This is a genomic window from Nostoc sp. (assembly GCF_036917615.1).
In the GTDB taxonomy this organism is placed as follows: domain Bacteria; phylum Cyanobacteriota; class Cyanobacteriia; order Cyanobacteriales; family Nostocaceae; genus Nostoc.
Genome location: NZ_JBALCZ010000011.1, coordinates 192,835 through 217,235, shown reverse-complemented (window position 1 = coordinate 217,235; position 24,401 = coordinate 192,835). Strand labels below are relative to the sequence as shown.

Genomic DNA, 24,401 nt, shown 5'->3' with positions numbered 1-24,401 from the left:
ATTAGCTACATTCTAAATCGCCAATGAAGACTAAACGTATTCATCAGCCTCAGAACCATAAAAATATATTTTCCAGAAGTCTATTGACTTCAAACAAATATATTGAGAAACTAATAGTTAGTTTAACTAATTAATGGAAGTGCATCAAACTTGTGACAATTCTGACGGGAAAAATAAATCGATCGCAACCTCCTAACGAAACAAAACCGCTGATTTTGGAAACTCAGGGACTTACACGCCGTTTTGGCAAGTTAACGGCCGTTAATAACCTGAGCATATCTGTGGAACAGGGCGAAGTCTTTGGACTGCTCGGGCCCAATGGGGCAGGAAAAAGTACAGTTATTAAGATGTTGACAACTTTGCTACCTGCCAGTGCAGGGAAAGCAACCTTAGCTGGCTATGATGTGACTCGTCAACCTAATCCTGTGAGACGGGCTATCGGCTATGTCCCCCAGGCGCTCTCTGCTGATGGTAGCCTCACGGGTTACGAAAATCTCTTAATCTTCGCCAAACTGTATGGAATACCTGCCAAAGGACGCGATCGCCGCATTTATGAGATTCTAGAATATATGGGTTTGCAAGATGCGGCGAAGCGCTTGGTACGAAACTACTCTGGTGGAATGATCCGCAAGCTGGAAATCGGCGTATCAGTTTTACATCAACCCCAAATTTTGTTTCTGGATGAGCCGACTGTTGGACTAGATCCGATCGCTCGAACTCAAGTATGGCAACTTGTGTTACAACTCTGTGCTGATTACGGCACAACTATATTTTTAACAACCCACTTTTTAGAAGAAGCGGACAGCTTATGTAACCGAGTGGCGATTATGCGACAAGGTGAAGTCGTAATTACAGGCACACCAAGCGATTTAAAAGCTTCTTTAGGTAAGCCTAACGCAACTTTGGATGATGTCTTTATTTACTATACAGGCGACCAGTTAACATCAGGAGTCAACTACCGTGACACAGCAAGAACCAGACGTACTGCTCAACGGTTGGGTTAAAACACCACCTACTCGCCGAGCCAATCTGATCTCTGCAATTAAAGAGCTAGTTACGAAAACTCTGGCGATCGCTGAATTGGAAGTGCGTAAACTCCGCCACGATCCCACTGATTTAGTAGTCAGATCAGTGCAACCGTCATTATGGTTGCTGATTTTTGGGCAAGTGTTCTCCAAACTTCGGGGAATTCCGACAGGGAACTTACCTTATTTAGACTTCATGGCTGCTGGCATTCTCGCTCAAAGCGTTTTAAATGTAGCCATTTTCACCGGTGGAATGACACTAATTTGGGAGCGAGATTTAGGGATTGTACATAAATTTCTTGCTAGTCCTACACCCCGTCTAGCAATGGTCTTGGGCAAAGCTCTAGCATGTGGGGTTCGGTGCTTATCACAGGTAGCAGTAATTTATGTATTGTCTTTTATCTTACATGTAAAATTAAATCTCCATCCTTTAGCTTTTGGGCAAGTGCTATTGATAGTGATGCTGGGGGCGGCTTGCTTTTGTCTTTTTTCATTGATTATTGGCTGTTTGGCAAAAACCAGAGAGCGAATGACCGGAATTGGACAAATGTTAACCATGCCGTTTTTTTTTGCCAGCAATGCTATTTATCCGATCTCAATAATGCCCGACTGGTTAAAGTTTATCTCCCACTTGAATCCCTTAACTTATGAGGTTGACGCCTTACGCAGCACAATGCTAGTGAATGGAATCAGCGTCTATGGCTTTGGTTGGGATTTGGCAATTCTCTTATTAACAGTAACAGTCTTGGCGATCATCGGTGGACGACTTTATCCACGGGTAGCAATGTAATCCGCAATGGAACTAGCATTTATGGCTTTGGTCTGGATTGTACAATTCTCTTATTAACACTAATAATCTTAGCCATCATTGGTGGAATTGATCCACGGGTGGCAATGTAATCAGGAGAACAACAAGCCCATGACCTTGGATAAACTTACTAAAGGTGCAACTTCCGAAGAATGTGCCGCTAGGGTAATGGACACAGTTCCATTAGTGATGCGGTTTATCCGAGCAGATATGCGTGCCCATAGCGCTGCTTTTTTATCTATACCTCAGTTGCGATCGCTAGCATTTATCAATCGCAATCCTGGTGCTTCATTATCTGATTTGGCAGAGCATTTAGGTGTTACCTCTGCCACGGCATCAGCAACCATAGAACGCTTGGTACAACGCGATTTCGTGAAACGGATCGCTCATCCTCAAGAGCGGCGGCGGGTGCTGCTCAATTTGACTGAAGATGGAAAGCACCATCTCAAGCAATCCCAAGATCAAACTCGGACTCATATTACCGACCTGCTGAAAGGTCTTACACAAGAACAAATTTCTAACATTGAAGAAGGCTTAACTCTACTAAAAAATGTCTTCGAGCAAACGGAACTCAAATCCCGATAACTCTGAGGTTGCACAGCACGATCCCTTTGCAGCCTTGAAGTTTCGAGACTATCGGCTATTTATCATTGGACGGCTGGTGCTGTCCGTGGGATCACAAATGCAAACTGTAGCTATCGGCTGGGAACTCTATGAGCGGACTAACTCAGCGATAGTTCTTGGTGGTGTGGGACTGGCGCAAGTCTTGCCGATGATTGCTCTGACCTTGATTACCGGACATGTAGCCGATCGCCGCGATCGCAAACTCATCATGTTACTGTCAGTGATGCTGCTAGCTCTCTGTTCGCTAGCTTTGGCAGTGCTTTCCTATACTAAAGGTGCAATTTTTTTAGTTTACGCCTGCTTGGTATTAACAGGTGTCGCTAGGGCGTTCTCAAGGCCTGCCAGTGATGCTCTGATGTGGCAGTTGATACCTGTGAGTGCATTTACCAATGCAGCTACTTGGAATAGTAGTAGCTTTCAGTTAGCCGCTGTGATTGGCCCTGCCTTGGGGGGATTCGGCATCGCTTGGCTAGGAAGTGCTACAGGAGTATATGTAGTAGCAGCGATCGCCGCGTTGCTGTGTTTTATTTTAACAGTACCGATTAAAGAGCAAAAAGGCATCCGCACAACTGAGCCAATCTCATTCAAAGCGTTGTCAGCTGGTGCTAAATTTGTTTGGCAGAATCAGTTGATTTTAGCAGCGATCACATTGGATATGTTTGCTGTATTGTTGGGTGGTGCGATCGCGTTGCTACCCATCTTTGCCAAAGATATTTTACATGTGGGGCCAGTGGAATTAGGATACTTACAAGCAGCCCACTCCATTGGTGCTTTGACTATGGCGATTACGCTGGTGTATTTACCACCGTTACGCAAAGCAGGCCCTGCCTTATTATGGTCAGTAGTTGGCTTTGGGGTTGTGACAATTATCTTTGGACTTTCTCATTCGTTTTGGCTGTCTATGCTGATGCTGATCCTTGGTGGCGCACTAGATAGTATTAGCGTTGTGATTCGCCATACATTAGTTCAAATCAGAACACCGGATCATTTGCGTGGTCGGGTTGCTGCTATTAATAGCGTGTTTATTAGTGCCTCGAATGAATTGGGGGGTTTTGAGTCTGGGTTGACAGCAGCTTTATTTGGCCCAGTGATTTCGGTTGTGGGTGGTGGAATTGGCACCATTGTGGTGGTGATTGCTACAGCTATGATTTGGCCGGAAATTCGGAAGTTAGGGGCTTTGCAGGAGTATAAATAGAAGCACATCGCAATTATTTTAAAAGTCAGGGTGATTTGAAATAATTTGTTTCTAGGTTCCACAACTACAAGATCATGTGGTTCAAATAAAGTAGAGACGTTGCAATGCAACGTCTCTACACACATCGAATTAAAGGTGATCGCTGAGATGAATTTCTTATACCAATTCTGTATGAAGATGCGCCATATATGAGGAACGTAGACGCGGAGCGGCTTGCCGCAGGCTACCGCAAAGAACACAAAGCACACAAAGAAAAAAATAAGAAGCCAAGAAAATTTGGTGCAGCATCACAAAGAAATGGTATTAGATATGTTGTTCAAATTATAGTTGCGTATATTTTCGTTTCTATGGCTACTATTCTTACTCAAACTCAACTTCAAGAGTTGCCTCCAGGCGATCGCATATTACGCTGTCGATTGGGATAGAGAAAATTCTGAGAGGGTGACAAAATAGACTTGCAGGAGTTGTTTGATTTATTTACGTAGTTCAATTGAGTAATAATTTACAGTCTGCAATATTTTTTTGACAGACTGTGATTTCAACGGAAAATTTATGATTTTAGGATTTTAGATATTTTTAACTCGCAGTTATATACAAATGTTCTCAAGTAAGTTATTATTCTCATGATGATTTGATAATAATTATAACTAATAAGGTTATCCATGCTTTTTCCCTTCTTGATCATGTTCCGAGAGGGCGTTGAAGCTGCACTTGTCGTGGGAATCATTGCCAGTTATCTCAAGCAAACTGGACGTACCCATTTGATGAAGTCAGTCTGGATTGGCATCGCACTAGCGACTTTTCTTTGTCTAGGTGCTGGAATTATTTTGCAAATAACCAGTCAGGAGTTTCCGCAGAAAGAACAGGAACTATTTGAAGCGGTAATTTCCATCGTCGCAGTTGGGGTTCTCACCTGGATGGTTTTCTGGATGCGCCGTGCTGCTCGTTCGATAAAAGGCGAGTTACAGTCTCAAATTGAAACTGCCATTCAGTCGGGGGATAAATGGGGTATAGCACTAGTGTGGATGGCATTCTTTGCAGTACTGCGGGAAGGTCTGGAAACAGTAGTGTTTTTGCTGGCCACGTTTCAGCAAAATTTGGGAATTCAAGCTCCTGTGGGGGCATTGTTTGGATATGCAGCCGCCCTAGCCGTCGGTGTAGGCATCTATCAAGGTGGTATCCGCATCAACTTGAAACGATTTTTTAAATGGACAGGAGCCTTCATTATCGTGGTTGCTGCTGGACTCTTAGCAAGTGGGGTGAGAGCTTTCCATGAAGCCGGAGTGTGGAATTCACTACAAACAGTGATATTCGATGCTAGCGGGGTACTTCCCAAGAACGGATTTCTCGGTTCACTTTTGACGGGATTTTTTGGATATAACGATACCCCTACTGTCAGCGAGGCGATCGCCTATTTTGGCTATCTAATTCCTACCATGTCGCTGTTCTTCTTAGGGGATAAGGCTGGACAAAAGACTACAGCAAGCCATTCTTAGCTACTTCAATAATTTTTAGGAAAATACAAGAATGAAAAATGTTTTAAAGTACTCAACAATTATCTGTCTAATTGCCTTGACAGTAGCTGCCTGTGAATCCAACAAATCAAGCGATACTTCCACGAATAATTCTCCAGAAGCTAAGGTAGCCAGTGATACCTCTACTAAAAATTCTACCGAAACTGCTTTGACTGTGACAGATAAAGGTTGTGAACCAAATCAGCTGACACTAGCATCTGGGGAAAACAACTTTGTGCTTACCAACAAAAGCAGCCAACCTTTGGAGTGGGAGATTTTGTCTGGGGTGAAAGTGATTGAGGAAAAGGAAAATATTGCTCCTGGCTTCGTTCAAAAACTCAAAACCAATCTAGAACCGGGTGAATATGACATGGCTTGCGGTTTACGCAGCAATCCAAAAGGGAAAATCACAGTCAAAGCTGGAGGAGATTCTCAAGCCAAAGGGACTGTAGATCAAGGTCAATTAGTCGGTGCGATCGCGGAATACAAAGTCTACGTCACAAAAGAAACTGACCAACTAGTGGCAGACAACAAGACCTTCACAGATGCCGTGAATGCTGGAGACGTTGCTAAAGCCCAGAAACTCTATGCCCCTACTCATGCCCACTGGGAACGTGCAGAACCGATAGCGGAACTTTTCTCCGATCTCGATAAAACGATGGATTCCCGTGCTGATGACTTTGCTAAAAAAGAGGCTGACCCAGCATTCACTGGATACCATCGTATAGAGAAAGCTTTATTTCAAGACAAAACTACAAAAGGCATGAAACCTTTTGCCGAAAAGCTACAGAAAGATGGACTAGACCTACAAAAGCGCATTGCCACCTTGACCATTGAACCAAAAAATATGGTTGGCGGTGCTGCTGACTTGATTGAAGAAGTGGGTAAAACCAAGATTTCTGGAGAAGAAGACCGTTACAGCCATACTGACCTCTGGGACTTCAGCGCTAATGTAGAGGGTTCCCAAAAGATTGTAGAGTTATTGCGCCCCGTCATCCAAAAAGCCAACCCAGATTTGCTGAAGCGTGTAGATAGCAATTTCACCAAAGTTAACCAAAAACTTGCTAAATACAAAACCCCTGATGGTGGTTTTGCTACCTATAACAAGGTGAGTGAAGCAGATAAAAAAGACATGAAAACAGCGATCGCTGCCCTTGCTGAAGATTTGTCTCAGTTGCGTGGCACTCTGGGCGTTAGCTAATTGATCAAGAATTCCTAGAGGAGTAAATTATGTCCATTACAAAGCAACCAAGTTTACGCATTACTCCCAAGCTAGGCCGTCGTGACTTGTTAATCGGCATGGCAGCAGCAGGTGGAATCGCAGCTTTGACGACTTTGGGTTATCGTACTCTTCTGGGAACACCTCTTGACCCATCTGAAGAGGTCGTGCCCTTCTTTGGGTTTCACCAAGCAGGTATTCTTACGCCTACTCCTGCTGCTGGTTTGATGGTCGCATTTGATACAAGTGCTACAAATAAAGCAGATTTAGTGCGGTTGTTCAAAACTTTAACTGAGCGCATCCAGTTTCTGATGGCAGGGGGAACACCCAAGCCGCGCGACCCCAAATTTCCCCCCAGTGATTCGGGGATTATGGGCCCGGAGATCGCTCCCAATAACCTGACAATCACCCTAGCTGTGGGTAACTCACTATTCGATAACCGTTTTGGACTAGGCAACTTGAAACCTAAGCGGTTAGATACGATGCCTAATTTTCCCAATGACCAACTTGACCCAGATTTATGTCATGGGGATATACTGTTACAATTCTGTGCGAATACTGAGGAATCGAATCTCCACGCTTTACGCGACATCATTAAGAACTTGCCAGACTTGATAACTTTGCGTTGGCAAATAGCGGGGTTTCTGCCGCCGAATACCCACAAAAAACAAGGCAAATCTACGGTGCGTAATCTGCTTGGTTTTAAAGATGGGACAGCAAATCTAAATGCTAGTGACGACAAATTGATGAACCGGATTGTCTGGGTACAGCCAAACAGTGGCGAACCAGCTTGGACAGTAGGAGGAAGCTATCAAGTGGTGCGAGTCATCCGCAACTTAGTCGAACGCTGGGATCGCACACCACTACAGGAACAAGAGACAATTATTGGACGCATTAAGGATTCTGGCGCACCTTTAGGGATGAAGTACGAGAAAGATACTCCCAATTATGATCAAGACCCTAAAGGTAAACAAATTCCTCTCAATGCTCATATCCGCCTTGCTAATCCTCGCAAATCAGAGTCGAGTTTGATTCTGCGGCGTGGTTTCAATTATTCACGCGGGTTTGACAAATCTGGACATTTAGATATGGGTTTGTTGTTTGTTTGTTTTCAAGCTGATTTAGAGAAGGGATTCGTGACAGTGCAAAATCGCTTGATTGGGGAACCTTTGGAGGAGTACATTCGCCCTATTGGTGGTGGATATTTCTTTGCTTTACCTGGTGTCAAAGCTGAAGGAGGTTATCTTGGTCAGTCATTACTAGAAGCATCAGCGGTGTAGATTTATGTTTAATTTTTAATTTTTTGGCGATCATTAGTCACTGTAAATAGTAGCGATCGCCTTTGTTGTAGGCTGATAAGAGTTTTCAATTGGTGAAGTCCAGAACATTGTAGGGACAATCCATGAATTGCCCCTACCTGAGATATCTGCTTTCACCCCTTGTAGCAGCAGGGCTGTTTCATTCCCTAAAGAGCCTTAAAAATCAACTGTTATAGCGATTAAAAATTGATTATTTTGTTACCAACGTGCCGAGAAAATGAACAATCTTACTGTTGTTTAAGTGCTTAAAAGTTCATCTTCTCGTCACCCTCACTTACAATTTTTCTCGCAAACCATCTTGACAAATTCTGTTTGAAATGGAATGAAACAGCCCTGCTTGTAGCAGGGTTAGCGCGTCTCAAACCCTATTGACAGGCGGATAATAGTATGGAATTAGAGTTTGAGACAGCCGCCGCCAACACAGAAACCATAGACTGATTGTTCATCGCGGCTCGGCGTGACTTTTGGCGAATACTGCGACGAAAAGATGTTTCTCGCTCTCAGAGGATGTTTGAAAAGTATAAAATGTGATGCCCAACGGAGCGCCAGCGTAGTGAAGCATCTCACGATTTAACGGAAAATCGGGATTTTTCACTCCACTTTGTTACGTTCAGAACGATGAATTATACTTTTCATCGACTTTTCAAACATCCTCTAATGCTTTTACAGGCAAAGGTGGGAGAGTCAATATCAAAGCGAATAGCATTTATGGTATTCAGTTCCGTGAAAGTCCAACTCTCTTGAGTGACATCACTGCTAGTTCTGAATTTGGTATCCAGGGCAATGTAGAAATCAACACCCTTGGTATCGACCCCAACAGTGGCTTAGTTGAGCTACCTACAATAGCAGTAGTCCCAGAAGTAGCGCAAGTCTGCTCCCGTCCAGGTTATGCTCAAAGCAGTTTTATTATTACCGGACGCGGCGGTTTGCCTCCCAATCCCACCAAGGATGTTCTCACTCCGGATGCAGTAGAAGTAGGTTGGGTATGGCTCGACTCTAGCAGCGATCGCAATAGTCCACCTGTTACTACTAACCCAGTTACCACCACATCAGAATCTATTGTAGAAGCAAGTAAATGGGTGGTAAACAAAAAGGGAGAGGTGGTACTTACAGGTAATGTATCTGCTGGCGATCGTGGTTCGTGGTACAAGAGTCTACCTTGCAGTGCAACTCATGCTCATCAGTAAATGGGTGTTAAGAATGCTCAAATATTGAATAATTAAGTCATATGTCTTGTAGCAATTGTGTGTATCAAAGCCAATTTCCTACTAAGATATAAGGTGTCCAGAAATAAGGACTTTTTTGTTTAGTAAATATTGACAGGATGCGCTTACGCTGTGCAGAAATCAAGGTAGTTGGTACTATAGGAATTTATGCTTTTGATGATGCTACCGTAGCTCTCAAGTTTGCTCAAGCATTTCGTCAGGAGTTAGCCGTACAAGACTTGCCTCTCGTATAGGTATTGAGGCTAATAAAGTTTTAATTTTATATTTTTCCGTTGACGGTAAAGACATTGCTGGTAACCCGGTAAACGTTGCTTCCAAAATGGCTCAAGACAAAAGGCAATTTGGCAAGTTATATCTGAGTTCCATAATCAAAGAATTGTTGGACGTGAGCGAATTTGCACAAATTACGTATACAGTTTCTGGAGTATAAATCACTATCTACGAAGGTTAATCACAAGCCTGCGATCGCATAAATATTTGCACAGGCGATCACACTATATTTTCTTGGCATCTAATTTATTTGCGATTGCTCTAATTGATAAGTTAAGACTGAAAGCAAGTGGCGGTTTCCGGCAAATTTGACTGGTACAGTACAATATAAAATCTTTAAGATCACCTGGATATAACAAATATAATTACTTACGTAATTACTTACTTGAAAAAATAGTTTCCGGAAAATCTGTGGTGAAGTATTTAATAATGCTACTGATCAACTTTGGTTCCCACAGCGGTGGTTAGCAGCTTGCAATAACAGCGAGTCAGCAAAGGCACGAGCGTCACTTGCAAATTTACCACCAGCTAACTGCACTCTTCTTGCCAGTTACCGCGCTCGCATTGCAGATGCTTGAAATTGGCTCAAAGCAGTCTTAGTATAATGGTAGACATAAGCCCTAACCCTCAATTTTGAATATTAGATCGTTTTTATAGGTAAGTATTATGAGCAATAACCTTCCAGCAGACGCAGGAAATGTTTTAACTTAGCTGACACCTTGATAAATAAGGAGTCGCCTTTTGTGGAAAGTGATGGATTGCTCTTGTTTAAAGAAGATTGCAAGACTCCAGAATTCTTAAACTCATCTTTTTGCATACATTTATTTGGTGAATTAGTTGTTGTAGATCACTATGTACTGTTGTTTCCTGATTCAGAAATTCTCACAGACTACGCTAAGACTCTGGTCAACTATGATGCCAAAATCACAGAAGGGCCAGGAAAATGGCCTGATGATTTTTGTCCAGAGCAAAACCTATTGCCCGAAGATGCTAGCATGTACTTTCTCTCAGCCTTAATGCCGTCAGGCATGATTTTGGTACTGCTTGCGCCTAACGCGCCAGATGAACAGATCGCTAGCTTATTCGAGGAGCAAGGTTCTAATACTGTCCATCACGTTGCCATTATTGTTGATGATATCTATGCAGCAGCAGAGGTGTGGCAGGAGAAGGGCTTTATTCCTCTATCTATGACTCCTCAAGAGGATGGTTCCTTGTGCCAATGGTTTTTCCGCAACTGGGCAGGCCAAATTATAGAGCTAATCTGCCGCCGATGGATCGGTAAAGAGACTTTTTCCTGCGAGAATATCGCTGGTTTACGCCTTTCAGAATTGGCAGCCTAAACTTGTCAAGTATACTCCCCACGACGGTGGTTAGCAGCTTGTAATAACAGCGATTCGGCAAAAGCGATCGCATCACTTGCAGATTTACCACCAGCTAATTGCGCTAGTTCTTCCCGGCGAGTGGTTAAATTATCCAAGGTAGTAACTCTGACAACGGTACGCTGTTCGGCGTTATCATTGTTGGCTTTTTTACCTTTGCCTTGATTGATAGTTAGCTTATCTACGCGGAAATGGCGATCGGCCATGGCCGCAACTAAAGGCTGGTGAGTAACACATAATACTTGGTTGCGTTGACTTAGCTGGTGTAATTTCTCAGCGATCGCTTGGGCGACTCTTCCCGAAACCCCGACATCAATTTCATCAAATACCATTGTTCCAGCCACATCAACTTGAGAAAAACAAGCTTTCAGAGCCAGTAAAAAGCGGCTCATTTCCCCGCCAGAGGCAATTTCCGTTAAAGGTTGCAGTGGTTCTCCAGGGTTGGGACTAAACATAAAGGTAATTTTATCTGCTCCGGTGGCAGTTGGGGAAGCAGGCACTATCTCAACCTGAAACTGCACTTTTTCCATCGCTAGGGGCTTGAGTTCAAATATCAAACGTGATTCTAAATTAGCAGCCGCCTGACTCCGCAGTTGAGTTAACTGATTACTTGCTTGGATGAGTTTCTCAAAACACGCCTTTTCTTGCTGTTCTAGGTTTTCGATAGATTGTTCGCTGTTGTTAAGTTGGGCTAATTCCTCTTGAATACGTTGATAATAAGCGATCGCTTCAGTAAGTGTCGGCCCATACTTCCGGCAAATTTGCTTTAATTCCCGAATGCGGAGTTCCACCTCTTCCAACCTGTGGGGATCGGCTTCCAAACCATCCCCATAGGTATTAATCTGCCTTCCCACTTCCATTACCGCAGCTTGCGCGTCCCGCACCAATTCCAATAGGGGTTGCAGTTGGGTGTCGTATTCCACCATGTCATTTAATGTTGCCTCACTGTTTCCCAATAAATCTGCTGCGGCTGGGATTTCATTATCGTTTTGATACAAAGCCTGATAAACTTTGTAACTCATTTGTTGCAAATCGACGACATGATTCAGACGTTCCCGTTCTTGTCCCAACTGTTCCAATTCATCAGGTTCAGTGAGATTGGCTGCTCCCAATTCTTGCACTTGATAGGTGAGCAAGTCGAATTGTTGCAACCGTTCCCGTTCTGATGTCCGGCGTTTTTCTAGTGCTAAATGCGCCTGTTGGTAAGCACTAAAACTCGTGGCGACCTTGTGACGCTGCTGCATCAAAGAGTCGCCGCCATATAAATCCAACCAGTCGCGGACTTGGGCAGATTGTCCCACTTGCACCGTTTGACCTTGGGCTGTGATTTCCACCAAGCGATCGCGCATTCCTCCCATGATCTGCCGATTTACCAACACGCCATTCACCCGCGATCGACTGCGGATATTACTAGCAGTGGCTGTGATTTCTCGGCTAATGACTACGGAATTTTCATCAAGCAAATCTATTTCCTGTTCACTCAACCAAGCGGTTAGGGGGGCGTTTGAGGTGAAAGTAGCTTCTACCATTGTCCGACTTGTCCCTGTGCGAACGACTCGACTAGAGACTTTACCGCCCAAAGCAGCATCAATGGCATCCAAGATAATAGATTTTCCAGCGCCGGTTTCACCTGTTAAGACATTTAGTCCCGCGCCAAATTCCAATTCCAGTTGGTCAATTAGGGCAAAGTTTTCAATTCGCAGGCAAAGCAACATCAAACCAAATTCTCCGTTAGGACAGATGCCGGATACTTCTAACTTACAGGACAATAAGTATTAATCTTTCAGCAACTAGCAAGACCTACTACTATTGAACTAGTATGCCCATTTAAGTGTAGCAAACCACTGGGTACTGGAAAAAATTATTCCAAAGCCCAATGCCCTGTTTGCCCAATGCCCAATCCCTGAACATATTGTTACAATACTTAATGTGATCGTTCTGACTGGTGGCCTTCTTCATGATTGTAAAGACACTTCCCCCTAGTTCCCGACCGATTCAGGAGGACAGTCGCAACGGCACAAATCGCCGAGGCGAACTGGACGTTATTGATGTAGTGCCAGAAAATGGTACACAAAGCTTGGTTGTGCCGCAGCTACGCCCGTCGCAGACATCGGCAAGCCTCTTAGCCGCCCAAAAGGTGAGGACAACTGCCCAACCTGAGATGCTTTACGATCCCCTGGGCATAGCGGCACATTACCGAAACAGACGCCTGCAAGTTCTGCGGCGAATTTTTGCCGTGTTAGGGCCGACTCTATCCTTCGCTTTTGGGTTGTGGTCAGATAGCAAACGGGGAATTGTCGTCAAAAATGACCGTCGCCGAGCCACTCAGCTACGAGTATTGCTGACCCAACTGGGGCCTGCTTACATCAAAATTGGACAAGCTTTGTCCACCAGACCGGATCTGGTTCCTCCCGTATACCTAGAAGAATTAACTAGGCTACAAGACCAATTACCACCTTTTCCCAACGAAATTGCTTACCAGTTTATCAAAGAAGAACTAGGCGCACCTCCAGAAGAGGTTTACGCCGAACTCTCGGCCCAGCCAATTGCTGCGGCTTCATTGGGACAAGTCTATAAAGGTAAACTAAAAACTGGTGAAGAAGTTGCCGTAAAAGTCCAACGCCCCGACTTAAGAGAGGGGATCACCATTGACTTGTATATCTTGCGTAACCTCGCCGCTTGGGTGCAGAAAAAGGTCAAACGGGTAAGAAGTGACTTAGTTGGGATTCTCGATGAATTAGGCGATCGCATCTTTGAAGAGATGGACTACATCCATGAGGGCGAAAATGCTGAACGATTTTTCGAGTTATACGGTCATATAAAAGACGTATATATCCCTAAAATTTACTGGGAGTACACCAACCGTCGCGTCTTGACGATGGAGTGGATTAACGGCACGAAATTAACCCAGACAGAAGAAATTAGCGCCCAAGGCATAGATGCTCGTTACTTGATTGAAGTGGGTGTGCAGTGTTCCTTGCGTCAGCTGCTAGAACATGGATTTTTCCACGCCGATCCCCATCCTGGTAATTTGTTAGCAACACCAGATGGCAAATTAGCTTATCTCGACTTTGGGATGATGAGCGAAATTAAGCCACCACAACGTTATGGTTTGATTGAAGCGATTGTTCACGTCGTCAACCGCGACTTTGAAGGATTAGCAAAAGACTACGTTAAGTTAGATTTCTTATCACCAGAAACCGATTTAACCCCAATTATCCCAGCTTTTGCGAGAGTCTTTGCTGATGCTCAAGGAGCCAGTGTTGCCGAACTTAACATTAAAAGTATCACCGATGAACTATCGGCTTTAATGTATGAGTATCCTTTCCGTGTACCGCCCTACTACGCCTTAATTATTCGCTCCCTGGTGACGCTCGAAGGTATTGCAATATTTATAGATCCCAACTTTAAAGTCCTCAGCGAAGCTTATCCCTACGTTTCTAAACGTCTGTTAACCGATCCAGCACCGCAATTAAGAGCATCATTGCAAGATTTGCTATTTAAAGATGGCAGATTTCGGTGGAATCGCTTAGAAAACTTGTTACGTAATGCGCGTAACAGTCAAGACTACGACTTCAACTTAGTGCTGAATCAGGGGATAGAATTTCTGTCATCTGAACGCGGTGCTTTTATTCGTGACAAGCTGGTAGATGAATCTGTCAACGGACTCAATGCTTTGGGTAAAAATGTTTTGCATAACTTTACCTATCTCCTACGAGAACGCGTTGGGTTGACAGCAGTTAATGAAACTCCGGCGGCGACAGTTGAGCAACAACAAACCTTGGAGCATATCAAACGTATATTAGGTATTCTTCAAGAAACAAGAGGCTTTGACCCAGTGCAACTTGCACCCCAAATTGCCCAGTTATTGGTAAATTCAGATGTACACCGTTTGGGTCAACAAATTGCCAACCGCTTCACGCAAAAGGCTGTAGCTAGGTTAATTCGGCAATTATTGGCATCCTAGTAAAAGTTATGAGTTAAAAAGCTTTTAACTCATAAATAATTCAATCTAGCAACTATATAACCTAAGCCTTCCATACTTGTTGTACAACGTCCGTATAATCTTGAGATAAATCCTTAGTAGCGATAAAATCCGTTCTGTCGGTGGAGACAGTCACTCTTGTTAAGTTTGACTTTTTTCGCTTGAGTAAACTTCTTTATTTTAACTATTTTACCTGATTTTAACTCCTGATTAATCTCAGATAATAATTCAATTCTTTTATAATCTTCTTGTTCTCCCGTGTCATCAACAAGTCAATTACGTTTCAGAGAACAATAATAATATTTACCTAAATCAGAAATATATAATATTAATTAATTTATTTGTTGCATACAACTGTCTATCAAGACGGTTTTAAAAGGTAAATCCTTATGGTATATAAGATTTTACTAAATAGCACACCCACTTTTATCAAATTACGATTCCCTTTGAAACCGCGATAATAATTCCTCACGGTCAGCTTGTAAAAGTAAGCCAAGATATTCTTCCCTAGATAACTGCATTAACTGAGGAATAATTGCCTCTAACTCAGCATCTAAATTTCCAAAACGTACTTTTAAAAGCGTTGAAATTGTTTCCCTTCTTTCGATTTCTACACCTTCTTGTTGCCAACTTGTTACAATCTGCATAACTTCCTCCTGTTGATCTAATCTTATTGTACAAATCGCCGTTTGAAAAAGTATATCTAATACGGTTCGGTTAAGATCCCCCCGCCTGCGGCGACCCCCTTAAAAAAGGGGTAAAAGAAATTCATGAGCAAGCCTTTTTTAAGGGGAGCCACTGCGGTCTTCTCCCAGGGGGAGACGCCAAGGGCGATGGGATCTCCCCAAGTGGAGCAAGTGGCGTGGGTTGGGGGGATCTTCAAAATCTGAAATTGGAACTGCGATCGCACTTGGGTCTGCGCCGCCCGTGGAGACAATCACTGGCTTAAAATTAGATGGGGTTGAGAGCAACAGATAAATTTCAACATAGCTACCTCAAGCTAGACTGCCTCCTGCCTTCTTTACTAATAACTGATTACCCGGACTTGATATTAGGAACTGACAAAAAATAGATTCTCCAAAATTATTTGTACATTTGTCAGGGCGCAAGGCCTTGCGCCCCGGAGATGGGATGTTTTTTTTAACTGCAAGTCCCTTAGACAATCGAGCTATGCTTATGTATCACGGGTTACTTTGCAAGAGCAGTCGCCGCCTGTTCGATTAGTTTGGCAACCTCGTTTGGATGAGAAATAAAAGCCCAACAACGACGACCGGACCCTTTTGGGCATCAATTACCCGCTTAGTTGTGGCAACGTCTTCGGCCAGCGATAAGAGGGGATTTTGTACACCAGTGACTGTATAGCCATCCTGTTCCAAGAGCGGGATAACGTGTTGCCATCCCGTAGCATCAGCAAAAGCACTATGAACGAGAACAATAGAAGGCTTAGAGTTCGACGTAGAGGGTAATTTCTGCGAAACTGCTGATTTTGGATGGCCGATCAATAAACTGACGACAACACTAACTGCTAGTAGCAAAACTAGCAAAAACCCTTGAACTTTTTTCCATTCAAAAGTCATAGCTGTTATAACCTCTGTGATATTTTGCTCAACTGGGAAGATATTTCTAAAATTTCAAGTCACCTAAACGTTACTTGGCAAAAATATCTCGAAGCATCGTGGTTACCTGGGCGATCAGCAGCCCGTGTCGCAGGTGTACTCGCGATCGCATTCAACATCACGAAATCATGAATCCTGCCAAGGTAGCGCGTTGCTGTGACTGTAACGCCTGCCTCCCCTAACTTCCGAGCGTATGCCTCGCCCTCGTCGCGCAGCACGTCAAACTCATCGGTGATGATCAGTGCAGGCGCCAAACCCCGCAACTGAGCGATTGATGCTCGTAGTGGAGAAGCAGTTGGTTCATTCCTCACCGATTCATCCGGTGCATACTGGTTCCAAAACCACTTCATGGCTTCTCGTGTCAGCCAGATACCTTCTGCAAATTGCGTGGATGACTCTGTATCAAAGTTTGCATCGGTGACTGGATAAAACAGCGCTTGAAAGGCGATCGCTGGAGTTTGCCGTTCCTTCGCCAGCAGAGTCACTGCCGGCGGCAACGTAGCGGCGGCACTATCTTCGGCAATGGCAAGGCGTGAGTTATCGACATTAATTGCAGTGCTATTTTCAGCAACCCATTTGATTGCCGCATACCCCTGTTCAATTGCAATTGGATAACGCGCTTGAAGAGAACTACAAAAATGGGAGGGATGAGCAGCCAATGGCTGCTCATCCCTCCCCCTAACTTGTGATAATGATTATTATTATTGTAAGTGGTGATTTTATTATTTGGAAGTCCCTTACCCAATAACGAACAGAGAGCGATGTTTTGGCAGGCGATTCATCGTCAGCCAGTCTCGATTGCAGAGATTCGTGAAAATGTTGTTGATCAAGTCTATCAGCAGAGCGTACCTAATCTAATTAACTCGCTGATCCGGCGATCGCTGCTCGAAAAAACAGCTGGGTTATTTTTCTTGCAAGCAGTTGTAATGGAATATGTCACGGAACGATTCATTCAGCAGATTTGTGGAGAATTTGAGACTTATAAGATCGACATTACTATGATTATTTAATTACGCGAGACTTGCAATTAGCGGCTGACTTGCTCAAACAAACCCATTCTCAGACCTACGGGCGAGATGCCTATGTCCAGGTTGATCTCCCTGCTGACGCGCTATTGCAACCTGAAACTGCGATCGCAGAAGCTCAAAAAATTTGGCGGCGTGTCGGGTGGCGTAACTTGATGCATTCCAGTCACTCAAACGATGCTTCCGGTGATTAAACAACTGATTAGCGATCGCAGCCCGTCCGCTAGAAGCGAGCGCTCGCTTCCACGAAACAAGCTTAATTAGTACTCACCTTCAACTCAATACGGTTCAGTTAAGCATTTCTTTCTTCTCTTTGCGTCCTTTGCGTCCTTGGCGGTTCGTTAAAAAAATTGACTTTGGCAAAGAGTTTTAGCCTTAACTGAACTGTATTGACCTTCAACTAGCCAATAAATCGATAGTGTGGGCTATTTGGGATTGCCGATAAATCCCCTGTCTGCCAGTGCATCGTTATCTACAATCCAATATTCCGGGATAATGAATTGCAACTATTGATTCAGGATAATCTGACTTTTCACGGGATGTGAAAAGTCAGGGTTATACCTGGGTTGATTCCTATTTGCAGTTGTGAGTTCAATTTTGATTGAGAATACAGCCAAAAACCTTTAATTCACTGCTGCTTTAGCTTTGGCTTTTGCCGCTACCTTTCGCTTCATCATAAGGCCGACTATACCTACTGCTATTGAGCCACCAGTAGTCATGGGTTCGGGGATAGGCGTGAATCCAGATACCTGAAACACAGATAATGCTTGAGGGCTGCGCAGAAACGAGTTGAAGTCCTTAGCTGCATCTAGGTTTTGAGTTTGTCTGAGTACAGCAGAGCCATAAACAATCGGAGAGTAAAGGTTGATAGGCGGAGTGTATGCAATTTTGACTTTATCAAGTGCTGTTAGAGCGTCTGTGGTGTAAACAATGCCTGCATCTACAGTGTTGCTTGACACTAATGATAGTACATTACGCACATCTGTGCCTAAGACAGGATTGAGTTGCCCGGATATCCCGGAATTGGCAAATAATTGCTGGGCGAATACTCCTGCTGGAACAGACGCAGGATTACCAATAGCCACTTTCAGCGGTAATAGGTCTTGAACGCTTGATATAGATGTGGTTGAATTTATCGGCGTGATTATAGCCAAGGTGTTGTTTAGTATGTCTTGCCTGGTTCCTTCTATTAGTAGGTTGTTAGATTGCAGATTATCTAACGGTGCTTGGGATACTGAGAAGAAGATATCTACTGGCTTTGGATTTGTTTTCGCTATGATTTGATTAGCCAGACCAATAGAACCCCCAAAGGTATTCATAAAGGTAACGTCGGGGTTGCTTGTTTTGTAAAGGTTCTCAACCTGGACTAGGGTTTCGGTCAAGCTGGCAGCAGCATATATGTTAATCGGACCACTAAATGTGGCAGCTTGTGCTGGTTTAGCTTGGATTACACCAAAACCCAAAGCAATGCTAGCGGTAGCCAGTGCTAATTTGTACCTTTTATTCATAAAATATTTACGGTAGATTAATGTGCGAGTTACTACAATTTTTGAAATCAAAGTTTTGCACCCAGCATTGAAAGTTTGCTTTTCACTCTAGCCATAAACTAGGGTAATAAGAAGTCGTAGCTGGGAAGCAATCTTTGGTAGTTCAGTATTTATAAGGTACTTAAATGTCCAAGAAATTACAACTATTTACCAACCATCTTTATGTAAGAAATACAGTATTCTATGTACTTGTACTGCCATAAAACCGCTTCAAATACCAGGAAAGTAGGTTAATGCATCAGTACCATAGAAAAAATTTTGTATAAAGTTATTTTAAAAATCCAATTTTTCGATTTAAAGAAGTATATGGGTCTGACTTTTCACGGCAACTCTTCAAAAGCGATCGCTCAAAGGATTCTAGATAAAGTACACCACTGATAGTACAGTAAGTAAAATCGGGTGTTCAAGGAAACGAAGCATGTCGGACTGGTGATCAAAAAATTTTGCTTTCTGTCAACTGGGCGATCGCAGCGACGACAGCAGTGAGCAACACCTCAGTCTCTTGGCAACGATTTAGTAGGGATTAACCCAGAGGTGCAATTCAATTTTCGTGATAGTGTCGAACCCATCTATCGAGAATCAGTGTAGCTGCTCTTATATAGCGGTTCTCGTACCCTGCCTTAAGCCGCTACGCGTCTATGGATGCAATAGACAATAAGGGCACAGCAATGCTGTGCCCCTACGAATTGTCTGTATTCTATGCAATTGAGAACCGCTATAATTGCTGGTAAAACGAAAGCCCAAGCGCTGCAATTCGCTCAAGTCAAGATGCTGGCAAATTCGGAATATGCTCGTCCTCTTTATTGGGCATCCTATGTGTTAGTTGGCGAATCAGTTGACCAAAGGAGATATAGCAATATTCCCTAAATTGATGAATGTAATTTATGTAGAGGCAAAGCAGCTTAAGGCAGGGTATTGCCCCTACATTTCGTAGTTGATGGATAAGTCCTAATTCAGTTAAAAATCAAAGGTTGTGCGAATCACACCCACATACTGCGTATCATTTCTGCTGTCGTTCTCCGGGTTGAGAATCACCCAAAAACCAGGAGTCACTGAGATGTTGTCGTTCAGGCGGTAACGATAGAATGCTTCGATATGGTAAGCGTTGTCTCGGTCTTGACGGACATCACTATTAGAGACACGCGGTGGTATACCAAAGAGAATTCCTGGCAAGTTACCCCTACCCCCGACATCAGGAAACGACATACCAATCGCCCCAAACCAGACATTGGCATTGTCACCATTGTTCACAAACAGAGAATCTGTTCCACCCCTACCATTGGAAATATCACTCAAACCAGAGTTCTTGGCATTTGCCCAGATATATCCACCCCAACCGTGGATTTGGAAATTCGGGGAGAAGCGATAGAATCCCTGTGCACCTACAATGTTGTTGGAAGTAGCAATGTTGTTGCCAAAGGGAGCGTTTGACAGGGCGCTACCCGTCCCAGCGGCGAGATCGACTGTTCCACCAGGGCTATAGCCATGAGAGTAGGCAACACCGATCGCTCCTTGCTTACCATAATAGGCTAAGTGCGCCAGGGCGTTGTAGCCGCCATCAAATAACCCGCTGCTAGCCGATGGGACATTGGGACTGTTTGCTAAATAGCCCAAGGTGAGAACGAAGTCTTTGCTAATGTTCCAGTTAGCAGCTGCACCGCCGCCACCTCGCCGGAATAAGGGACTGTACGATCCAAATAGTGAGGGAACCCCATTGCCGTCGTCAGCGATTGTGGCGGGAGTGACGGTGGTTGAAATGTCGGTATAACCAATGCCTGTGGGCCCAACAACGAAGTTAAGAGAATCACTGACTTGGAAGTAGTAACGGATGTGGGGAACAAAAAGTGTATCGTTGTTGTCATAATCGAAGTTCAGGCGTGTCATTCCAGTGCCTGTGGCTGCGGCAATTTGGCTTGCACCATTGGAATTCGCAAAGTTGCCAAACTCCAACCGGACTCGCAATAAATCTTTGCCTGTGAAACTACTCTCAAAGTTGAGACGACCTCGGTTTGCAAAGTAGACTTTGCTTTCATCGCGATCGCCACCCACTCTATTACCAAAGGTATCACTAACGGCGGTAATAATTTGAGCATTCAGCTTAGTAGTAGTGGAAAATTGCTGCTTCTCTAGCGTTGCGGTATGTGCCTCCAGCGTATCTACCCGCCCACGCAGAGTTGTCAATTCTGCCGCAAACTCTGTTTGCAAATTTTGCAGCACTGCCAAATCTTCTTTTTTGACTAAATCATTAGTACCCGCAGCAATTAATTGATTCACCCGGTCTAAGCAGGCATTTAAACCAGCTGCAAACTCATAACGACTCAAAGCACGGTTGCCGCGATAAGTTGCGTCAGGATAACCTGCAATACAGCCATAGCGTTCCACTAGCGATTGCAGTGCCTGAAATGCCCAATCGCTCGGTTTAATATCAGAAAACTGGGAAACAGAATTGACTTGTCCCTCCAAATTCCTATTAGCATCTGCTGCATTAGAATCATCTTCCGGAGGTGCTGCCCAAACTGCTGGAATTGCCAAAAATAGGAGAAAAAAGCTATGAAAAAGAACTTTGAGCATTGATTTATTACTTGAAAATGGTTGAATTCTGACTTTGTAACTAAAGAGATTAGACTCGAACCAAAGCTTGCAGATTATCAGCTAATCAGCATTAAATTTACATATTTTGAGTTGAGACTTTAGGTCACTTAAAGCAACGGTATGACTTTTTTCTCATTGCTGCTTTTAATAGCCGCTTCTATAATCCGCATTACATTAATTCCGTCTGAGGCAGTAACAGCAATTGGCTGATTATCAACAATTGATTTGTACACAGCATCGTAGTAACCTAAATAACTACTCTGTGAACTTATTACTTTTTCCCGAATTACTTTTGTGCCTTTTTCTGTATGAAGCAAACCATATTCACTTTTCGGCTCTGTATACCAATTAAGTGTGTTAGGCTTCATACCCGCTACTAAATACTCTTCTTGTTTATCGGCTCTGCTTTTGAGAAAAGAACCCTTAGTGCCATGTATGATATAGGCAGGCGCAGGCTCACGCACAAGGAAACTTGCTTTTAATTTTACACGCAGTTTGTCGTAGTATAATATCAATTCAAAATAATCATCTACCTGCGATCGCTGCCTAGTTATGCGGATGTCTGCAAAAATAGCATCAGGCATCCCAAATAAATGCAAAGCCTGGTCTATTAAGTGCGGGCCTAAATTGTTTAATGTTCCTGCCCCCGGACTTGGAACTTCTACGTGTTGTTTATGGCTAAGGGTTGGTTTATATTTTTGAAATTGAAATTCTGCTTCAATAATATCACCTAGCAAGCCTTCCTCTACAATTTTTTTAACTGTTTTAAAATCACTATCCCATCTGCGATTTTGATATACAGATAATTTCTTTCCCTGTTTTTGTGCCAATTCTTTCAGGTTTTCTGCTTCTGTCACCGTTGTGGTAAATGCTTTTTCTACCACTACATGTTTATCTGCAAGCAAAGCCTGTTTAGTATAATCGTAATGGGTATAAGTGGGTGTATTTACCACCACTAATATTACTTGATAATCTGCCAGCAATGCTTCAAAAGAAGGATAGCTTTTTACTTCAGGATAATGTTGCTGTATCAGCTTTTTGCTTCTTTCCCAAGAACCAACTAATTTAAATCCGGGATGCAAATCAATAAACGGCGCATGAAATACCATGCCGGACAAACCATAAGAACAAAGAGCCGTATTGATAGTTTCCATCTTTTTAGTGATTTACTGAAGCGAGAGTTTGTATTTAGTTATTGTCTGATATTTTCTCCGGGATGTAGCATCGCAGATGGGAATGCAGATTCATTAGGATAATTAGGAAAATACTGCGTTTCTAAACACACTGCTGCATATTTTTGAATTATTTTGCAGTCATCAGTTGTGAAGAAGGCAGGAGGTTGGAATTTATCTGTTGTTCTCAACCCCATCTATAGCAGTCCTAAATCATTTGTAAAAATAAATTAACCGCAGAGGCGCAGAGAGAGGAATCGGAGATTTTCACGACTCATTTAGGATTGCTATAATTCCAAGCAAATTCTTTGTGAAACTGTACAAAATCAGGCTTGGTGAGACAAGGGGCTTAAGCCCCTTGTTCTATGGAACCTCACAGGTAATCTGTATAAGGCTAAAACTATTTAACATTAATGAACCGCAGAGGAAACAGATATCTGAATTAGGAATTACGCACAGCAGTACTAGATGGATGCCAATTACATATCTTCTAACTCAATTCCTTTGGTTTCCTTGATAAAAAAGAGAATGAAAAAGAATGAGGTAGCCGCCGCAATTGTATAGAGTCCATAGGCAGAACCTAGACCGAAATATTGCAGTATGGGAGGAAATGTTGTGGAAATGACGAAATTTGCAATCCATTGCATTGCAGCAGCAACTGAAAGTGCAGCAGCTCGAATCTTGTTATTAAACATTTCTCCCAACAGTACCCAAACCACTGGCCCCCAGGAGAAACCGAAGCAAAATACATAGAGGTTGGCTGCAATGAGAGCCATAGTCCCTGCGCTTCCGGCAAGAGTGGGGTTCCCAGCAGCATCTACGGGAGCATTACTAAAAATAGAAGCCATTGTCCCTAAGGTCAAGGTCATGCCAATCGACCCTAATATAAGCAAAGGCTTGCGACCAAATTTATCCACAAAGGCGATCGCAATCAGTGTTGTAATAATGTTGACGGCTCCTGTAATCACCGTGATTGTTAGGGAATCTTTTTCGGAAAATCCGACTGCCCGCCACAAAACGCTGCTGTAATAGAAGATTACATTAATACCAACAAATTGCTGAAGTATAGATAAGCCTATTCCTATCCAAACAATGGGGAGAAGTCCACCACTTCTACCTAACAAGTCAGAAAACTTAGGCTGGCGTTCTTGAAGCACTGTCTGCCGAATTTCTTCAATTTTTGGCAGCACATCACCCCCCAAAATCTTGGCCAGAACGTTAGCAGCTTCTGGTTCTCGTCCTTTGGCAACTAAGTAACGAGGGGATTCAGGAATTGTTAAAGCTATCATCCCGTAAAATACTGCTGGCGGGACTGCTGTCCAAAACATCCACCGCCAGGCTGCAACCCCTAACAAACGCGAATCTGCTGAACCTGCTAACGTAGCGATAAAGTAGTCGCTCAATAAGGCGACGAAAATTCCCACTACAATCGCTAATTGTTGCAGAGATCCTAACCTTCCCCGCAAATGGGTGGGAGAACATTCCGCAATGTAAGCTGGGGCGATGACGCTAGCAACGCCGATGCCAATCCCACCTAATATTCGCCAAAAGATAAAATCCCAGACACTGACGGCAAGCCCAGAGCCAATGGCACTGATAGTAAATAACGTCGAAGCGACCACCATTGCCTTGACTCGACCATAACGGTCTGCAATCTGTCCAGCAAAGAAGGCTCCTACGGCAGATCCCAGTAACGCTAGGGACACTGCCAGCCCAGTCAGCCAACTACTGGTGTTAAAAGCTTTTTTTAGAGATAAAACCGCACCGTTGATTACAGCAGTATCAAAACCGAACAGAAAGCCGCCGAGGGCAGCAGCACCAGCAATCAAAATGACATAAAACGTGTTGGATTTACGACGAACAGTAGTGGGGGTCATAGTTATAT

The 24,401-nt window shown here is 43.6% G+C and carries 25 protein-coding genes and 1 pseudogene; 15 read left to right on the top strand and 11 right to left on the bottom strand.

The window, feature by feature from the left end:
- The first annotated feature begins 152 nt into the window (after positions 1–152).
- The 11 genes from V7K85_RS02440 to V7K85_RS02390 all read left to right on the top strand — a co-directional run bounded on the left by V7K85_RS02440 (position 153) and on the right by V7K85_RS02390 (position 10,540).
- Positions 153–1,004, top strand: coding sequence for an ABC transporter ATP-binding protein (locus V7K85_RS02440; protein ID WP_334811072.1), 852 nt, complete (start codon positions 153–155; stop codon positions 1,002–1,004).
- The gene (locus V7K85_RS02435; RefSeq protein ID WP_334811071.1) at positions 961–1,815 is read left to right on the top strand and encodes an ABC transporter permease; all 855 of its coding nucleotides are present in this window, start codon (positions 961–963) and stop codon (positions 1,813–1,815) included. Before V7K85_RS02440 ends, V7K85_RS02435 begins: the two co-directional genes overlap by 44 nt.
- A 129-nt stretch (positions 1,816–1,944) precedes the next feature.
- The gene (locus V7K85_RS02430) at positions 1,945–2,418 is read left to right on the top strand and encodes a MarR family winged helix-turn-helix transcriptional regulator (RefSeq protein ID WP_334811070.1); all 474 of its coding nucleotides are present in this window, start codon (positions 1,945–1,947) and stop codon (positions 2,416–2,418) included.
- Positions 2,384–3,652 carry an MFS transporter gene (locus V7K85_RS02425; RefSeq protein WP_334811069.1) on the top strand — a complete coding sequence of 423 codons (1,269 nt, stop codon included), beginning with the start codon at positions 2,384–2,386 and terminating at the stop codon, positions 3,650–3,652. The genes V7K85_RS02430 and V7K85_RS02425 overlap by 35 nt, the downstream gene beginning before the upstream one ends.
- 188 nt (positions 3,653–3,840) lie before the next feature.
- Complete coding sequence (locus V7K85_RS02420; protein ID WP_334811068.1) at positions 3,841–4,077, top strand: hypothetical protein; 237 nt, start codon at positions 3,841–3,843, stop codon at positions 4,075–4,077.
- Between the two features lie 237 nt (positions 4,078–4,314).
- The gene (gene efeU, locus V7K85_RS02415; protein WP_334811067.1) at positions 4,315–5,148 is read left to right on the top strand and encodes an iron uptake transporter permease EfeU; all 834 of its coding nucleotides are present in this window, start codon (positions 4,315–4,317) and stop codon (positions 5,146–5,148) included.
- 31 nt (positions 5,149–5,179) lie between these two features.
- Positions 5,180–6,367 carry an iron uptake system protein EfeO gene (gene efeO, locus V7K85_RS02410; RefSeq protein ID WP_334811066.1) on the top strand — a complete coding sequence of 396 codons (1,188 nt, stop codon included), beginning with the start codon at positions 5,180–5,182 and terminating at the stop codon, positions 6,365–6,367.
- 29 nt (positions 6,368–6,396) lie between these two features.
- Complete coding sequence (gene efeB, locus V7K85_RS02405) at positions 6,397–7,665, top strand: iron uptake transporter deferrochelatase/peroxidase subunit (protein ID WP_334811065.1); 1,269 nt, start codon at positions 6,397–6,399, stop codon at positions 7,663–7,665.
- 779 nt (positions 7,666–8,444) lie between these two features.
- Entirely contained in the window at positions 8,445–8,891 is a 447-nt protein-coding gene (locus tag V7K85_RS02400) for a hypothetical protein (RefSeq protein ID WP_334811064.1), read from the top strand.
- Between the two features lie 137 nt (positions 8,892–9,028).
- Positions 9,029–9,163, top strand: coding sequence for a hypothetical protein (locus V7K85_RS02395; protein WP_334811063.1), 135 nt, complete (start codon positions 9,029–9,031; stop codon positions 9,161–9,163).
- A 780-nt stretch (positions 9,164–9,943) separates the two neighbouring features.
- Positions 9,944–10,540: a VOC family protein gene (locus V7K85_RS02390; RefSeq protein ID WP_334811062.1), complete on the top strand. Its 597-nt coding sequence runs from the start codon at positions 9,944–9,946 to the stop codon at positions 10,538–10,540.
- Between the two features lie 5 nt (positions 10,541–10,545).
- On the opposite strand, the gene recN is transcribed toward V7K85_RS02390, so the two are convergent.
- The gene (gene recN / locus V7K85_RS02385; RefSeq protein WP_334811092.1) at positions 10,546–12,294 is read right to left on the bottom strand and encodes a DNA repair protein RecN; all 1,749 of its coding nucleotides are present in this window, start codon (positions 12,292–12,294) and stop codon (positions 10,546–10,548) included.
- Positions 12,295–12,536: 242 nt separating this feature from the next.
- Between recN and V7K85_RS02380 the strand changes: the two genes are divergently transcribed.
- Entirely contained in the window at positions 12,537–14,546 is a 2,010-nt protein-coding gene (locus V7K85_RS02380) for an ABC1 kinase family protein (RefSeq protein WP_334811061.1), read from the top strand.
- Positions 14,547–14,613: 67 nt separating this feature from the next.
- On the opposite strand, the pseudogene V7K85_RS36345 reads toward V7K85_RS02380, so the two are convergent.
- From V7K85_RS36345 to V7K85_RS02360, 5 genes and pseudogenes are all read right to left on the bottom strand, one after another.
- Positions 14,614–14,968: pseudogene (locus V7K85_RS36345) on the bottom strand (IS701 family transposase); the annotation flags it as partial.
- A 30-nt stretch (positions 14,969–14,998) separates the two neighbouring features.
- Positions 14,999–15,211: a hypothetical protein gene (locus V7K85_RS02375; protein ID WP_334811060.1), complete on the bottom strand. Its 213-nt coding sequence runs from the start codon at positions 15,209–15,211 to the stop codon at positions 14,999–15,001.
- A gap of 138 nt (positions 15,212–15,349) precedes the next feature.
- Positions 15,350–15,535: a hypothetical protein gene (locus V7K85_RS02370; protein WP_334811059.1), complete on the bottom strand. Its 186-nt coding sequence runs from the start codon at positions 15,533–15,535 to the stop codon at positions 15,350–15,352.
- Positions 15,536–15,784: 249 nt separating this feature from the next.
- Positions 15,785–16,141, bottom strand: a complete 357-nt coding sequence (locus V7K85_RS02365; protein ID WP_334811058.1) for an alpha/beta fold hydrolase — start codon at positions 16,139–16,141, stop codon at positions 15,785–15,787.
- 59 nt (positions 16,142–16,200) lie between these two features.
- A complete protein-coding gene (locus V7K85_RS02360; protein ID WP_334811057.1) occupies positions 16,201–16,839 on the bottom strand; it encodes an alpha/beta hydrolase in 639 nt (212 codons plus the stop codon).
- Positions 16,840–16,893: 54 nt separating this feature from the next.
- On the opposite strand from V7K85_RS02360, the gene V7K85_RS02355 reads away from it, so the two are divergent.
- Positions 16,894–17,190: a hypothetical protein gene (locus tag V7K85_RS02355; RefSeq protein ID WP_334811056.1), complete on the top strand. Its 297-nt coding sequence runs from the start codon at positions 16,894–16,896 to the stop codon at positions 17,188–17,190.
- A gap of 11 nt (positions 17,191–17,201) precedes the next feature.
- The gene (locus V7K85_RS02350; RefSeq protein WP_334811055.1) at positions 17,202–17,399 is read left to right on the top strand and encodes a hypothetical protein; all 198 of its coding nucleotides are present in this window, start codon (positions 17,202–17,204) and stop codon (positions 17,397–17,399) included.
- A 429-nt stretch (positions 17,400–17,828) separates the two neighbouring features.
- Here the strand turns inward: V7K85_RS02350 and modA are convergent, their stop codons facing one another.
- Positions 17,829–18,713, bottom strand: coding sequence for a molybdate ABC transporter substrate-binding protein (gene modA / locus V7K85_RS02340; RefSeq protein ID WP_334811054.1), 885 nt, complete (start codon positions 18,711–18,713; stop codon positions 17,829–17,831).
- A 738-nt stretch (positions 18,714–19,451) separates the two neighbouring features.
- On the opposite strand from modA, the gene V7K85_RS02335 reads away from it, so the two are divergent.
- On the top strand, positions 19,452–19,619 hold the full coding sequence (locus tag V7K85_RS02335; RefSeq protein ID WP_334811053.1) for a CHAT domain-containing protein: 168 nt from the start codon (positions 19,452–19,454) through the stop codon (positions 19,617–19,619).
- A 90-nt stretch (positions 19,620–19,709) separates the two neighbouring features.
- On the opposite strand, the gene V7K85_RS02330 is transcribed toward V7K85_RS02335, so the two are convergent.
- From V7K85_RS02330 to V7K85_RS02315, 4 genes are all read right to left on the bottom strand, one after another.
- Positions 19,710–21,323: an iron uptake porin gene (locus V7K85_RS02330; protein WP_334811052.1), complete on the bottom strand. Its 1,614-nt coding sequence runs from the start codon at positions 21,321–21,323 to the stop codon at positions 19,710–19,712.
- Positions 21,324–21,451: 128 nt separating this feature from the next.
- A complete protein-coding gene (locus V7K85_RS02325) occupies positions 21,452–22,498 on the bottom strand; it encodes a Gfo/Idh/MocA family oxidoreductase (RefSeq protein WP_334811051.1) in 1,047 nt (348 codons plus the stop codon).
- Positions 22,499–22,536: 38 nt separating this feature from the next.
- The gene (locus V7K85_RS02320) at positions 22,537–22,713 is read right to left on the bottom strand and encodes a hypothetical protein (protein ID WP_334811050.1); all 177 of its coding nucleotides are present in this window, start codon (positions 22,711–22,713) and stop codon (positions 22,537–22,539) included.
- Between the two features lie 282 nt (positions 22,714–22,995).
- On the bottom strand, positions 22,996–24,393 hold the full coding sequence (locus V7K85_RS02315) for a sugar porter family MFS transporter (protein ID WP_334811049.1): 1,398 nt from the start codon (positions 24,391–24,393) through the stop codon (positions 22,996–22,998).
- Positions 24,394–24,401: the final 8 nt, after the last annotated feature.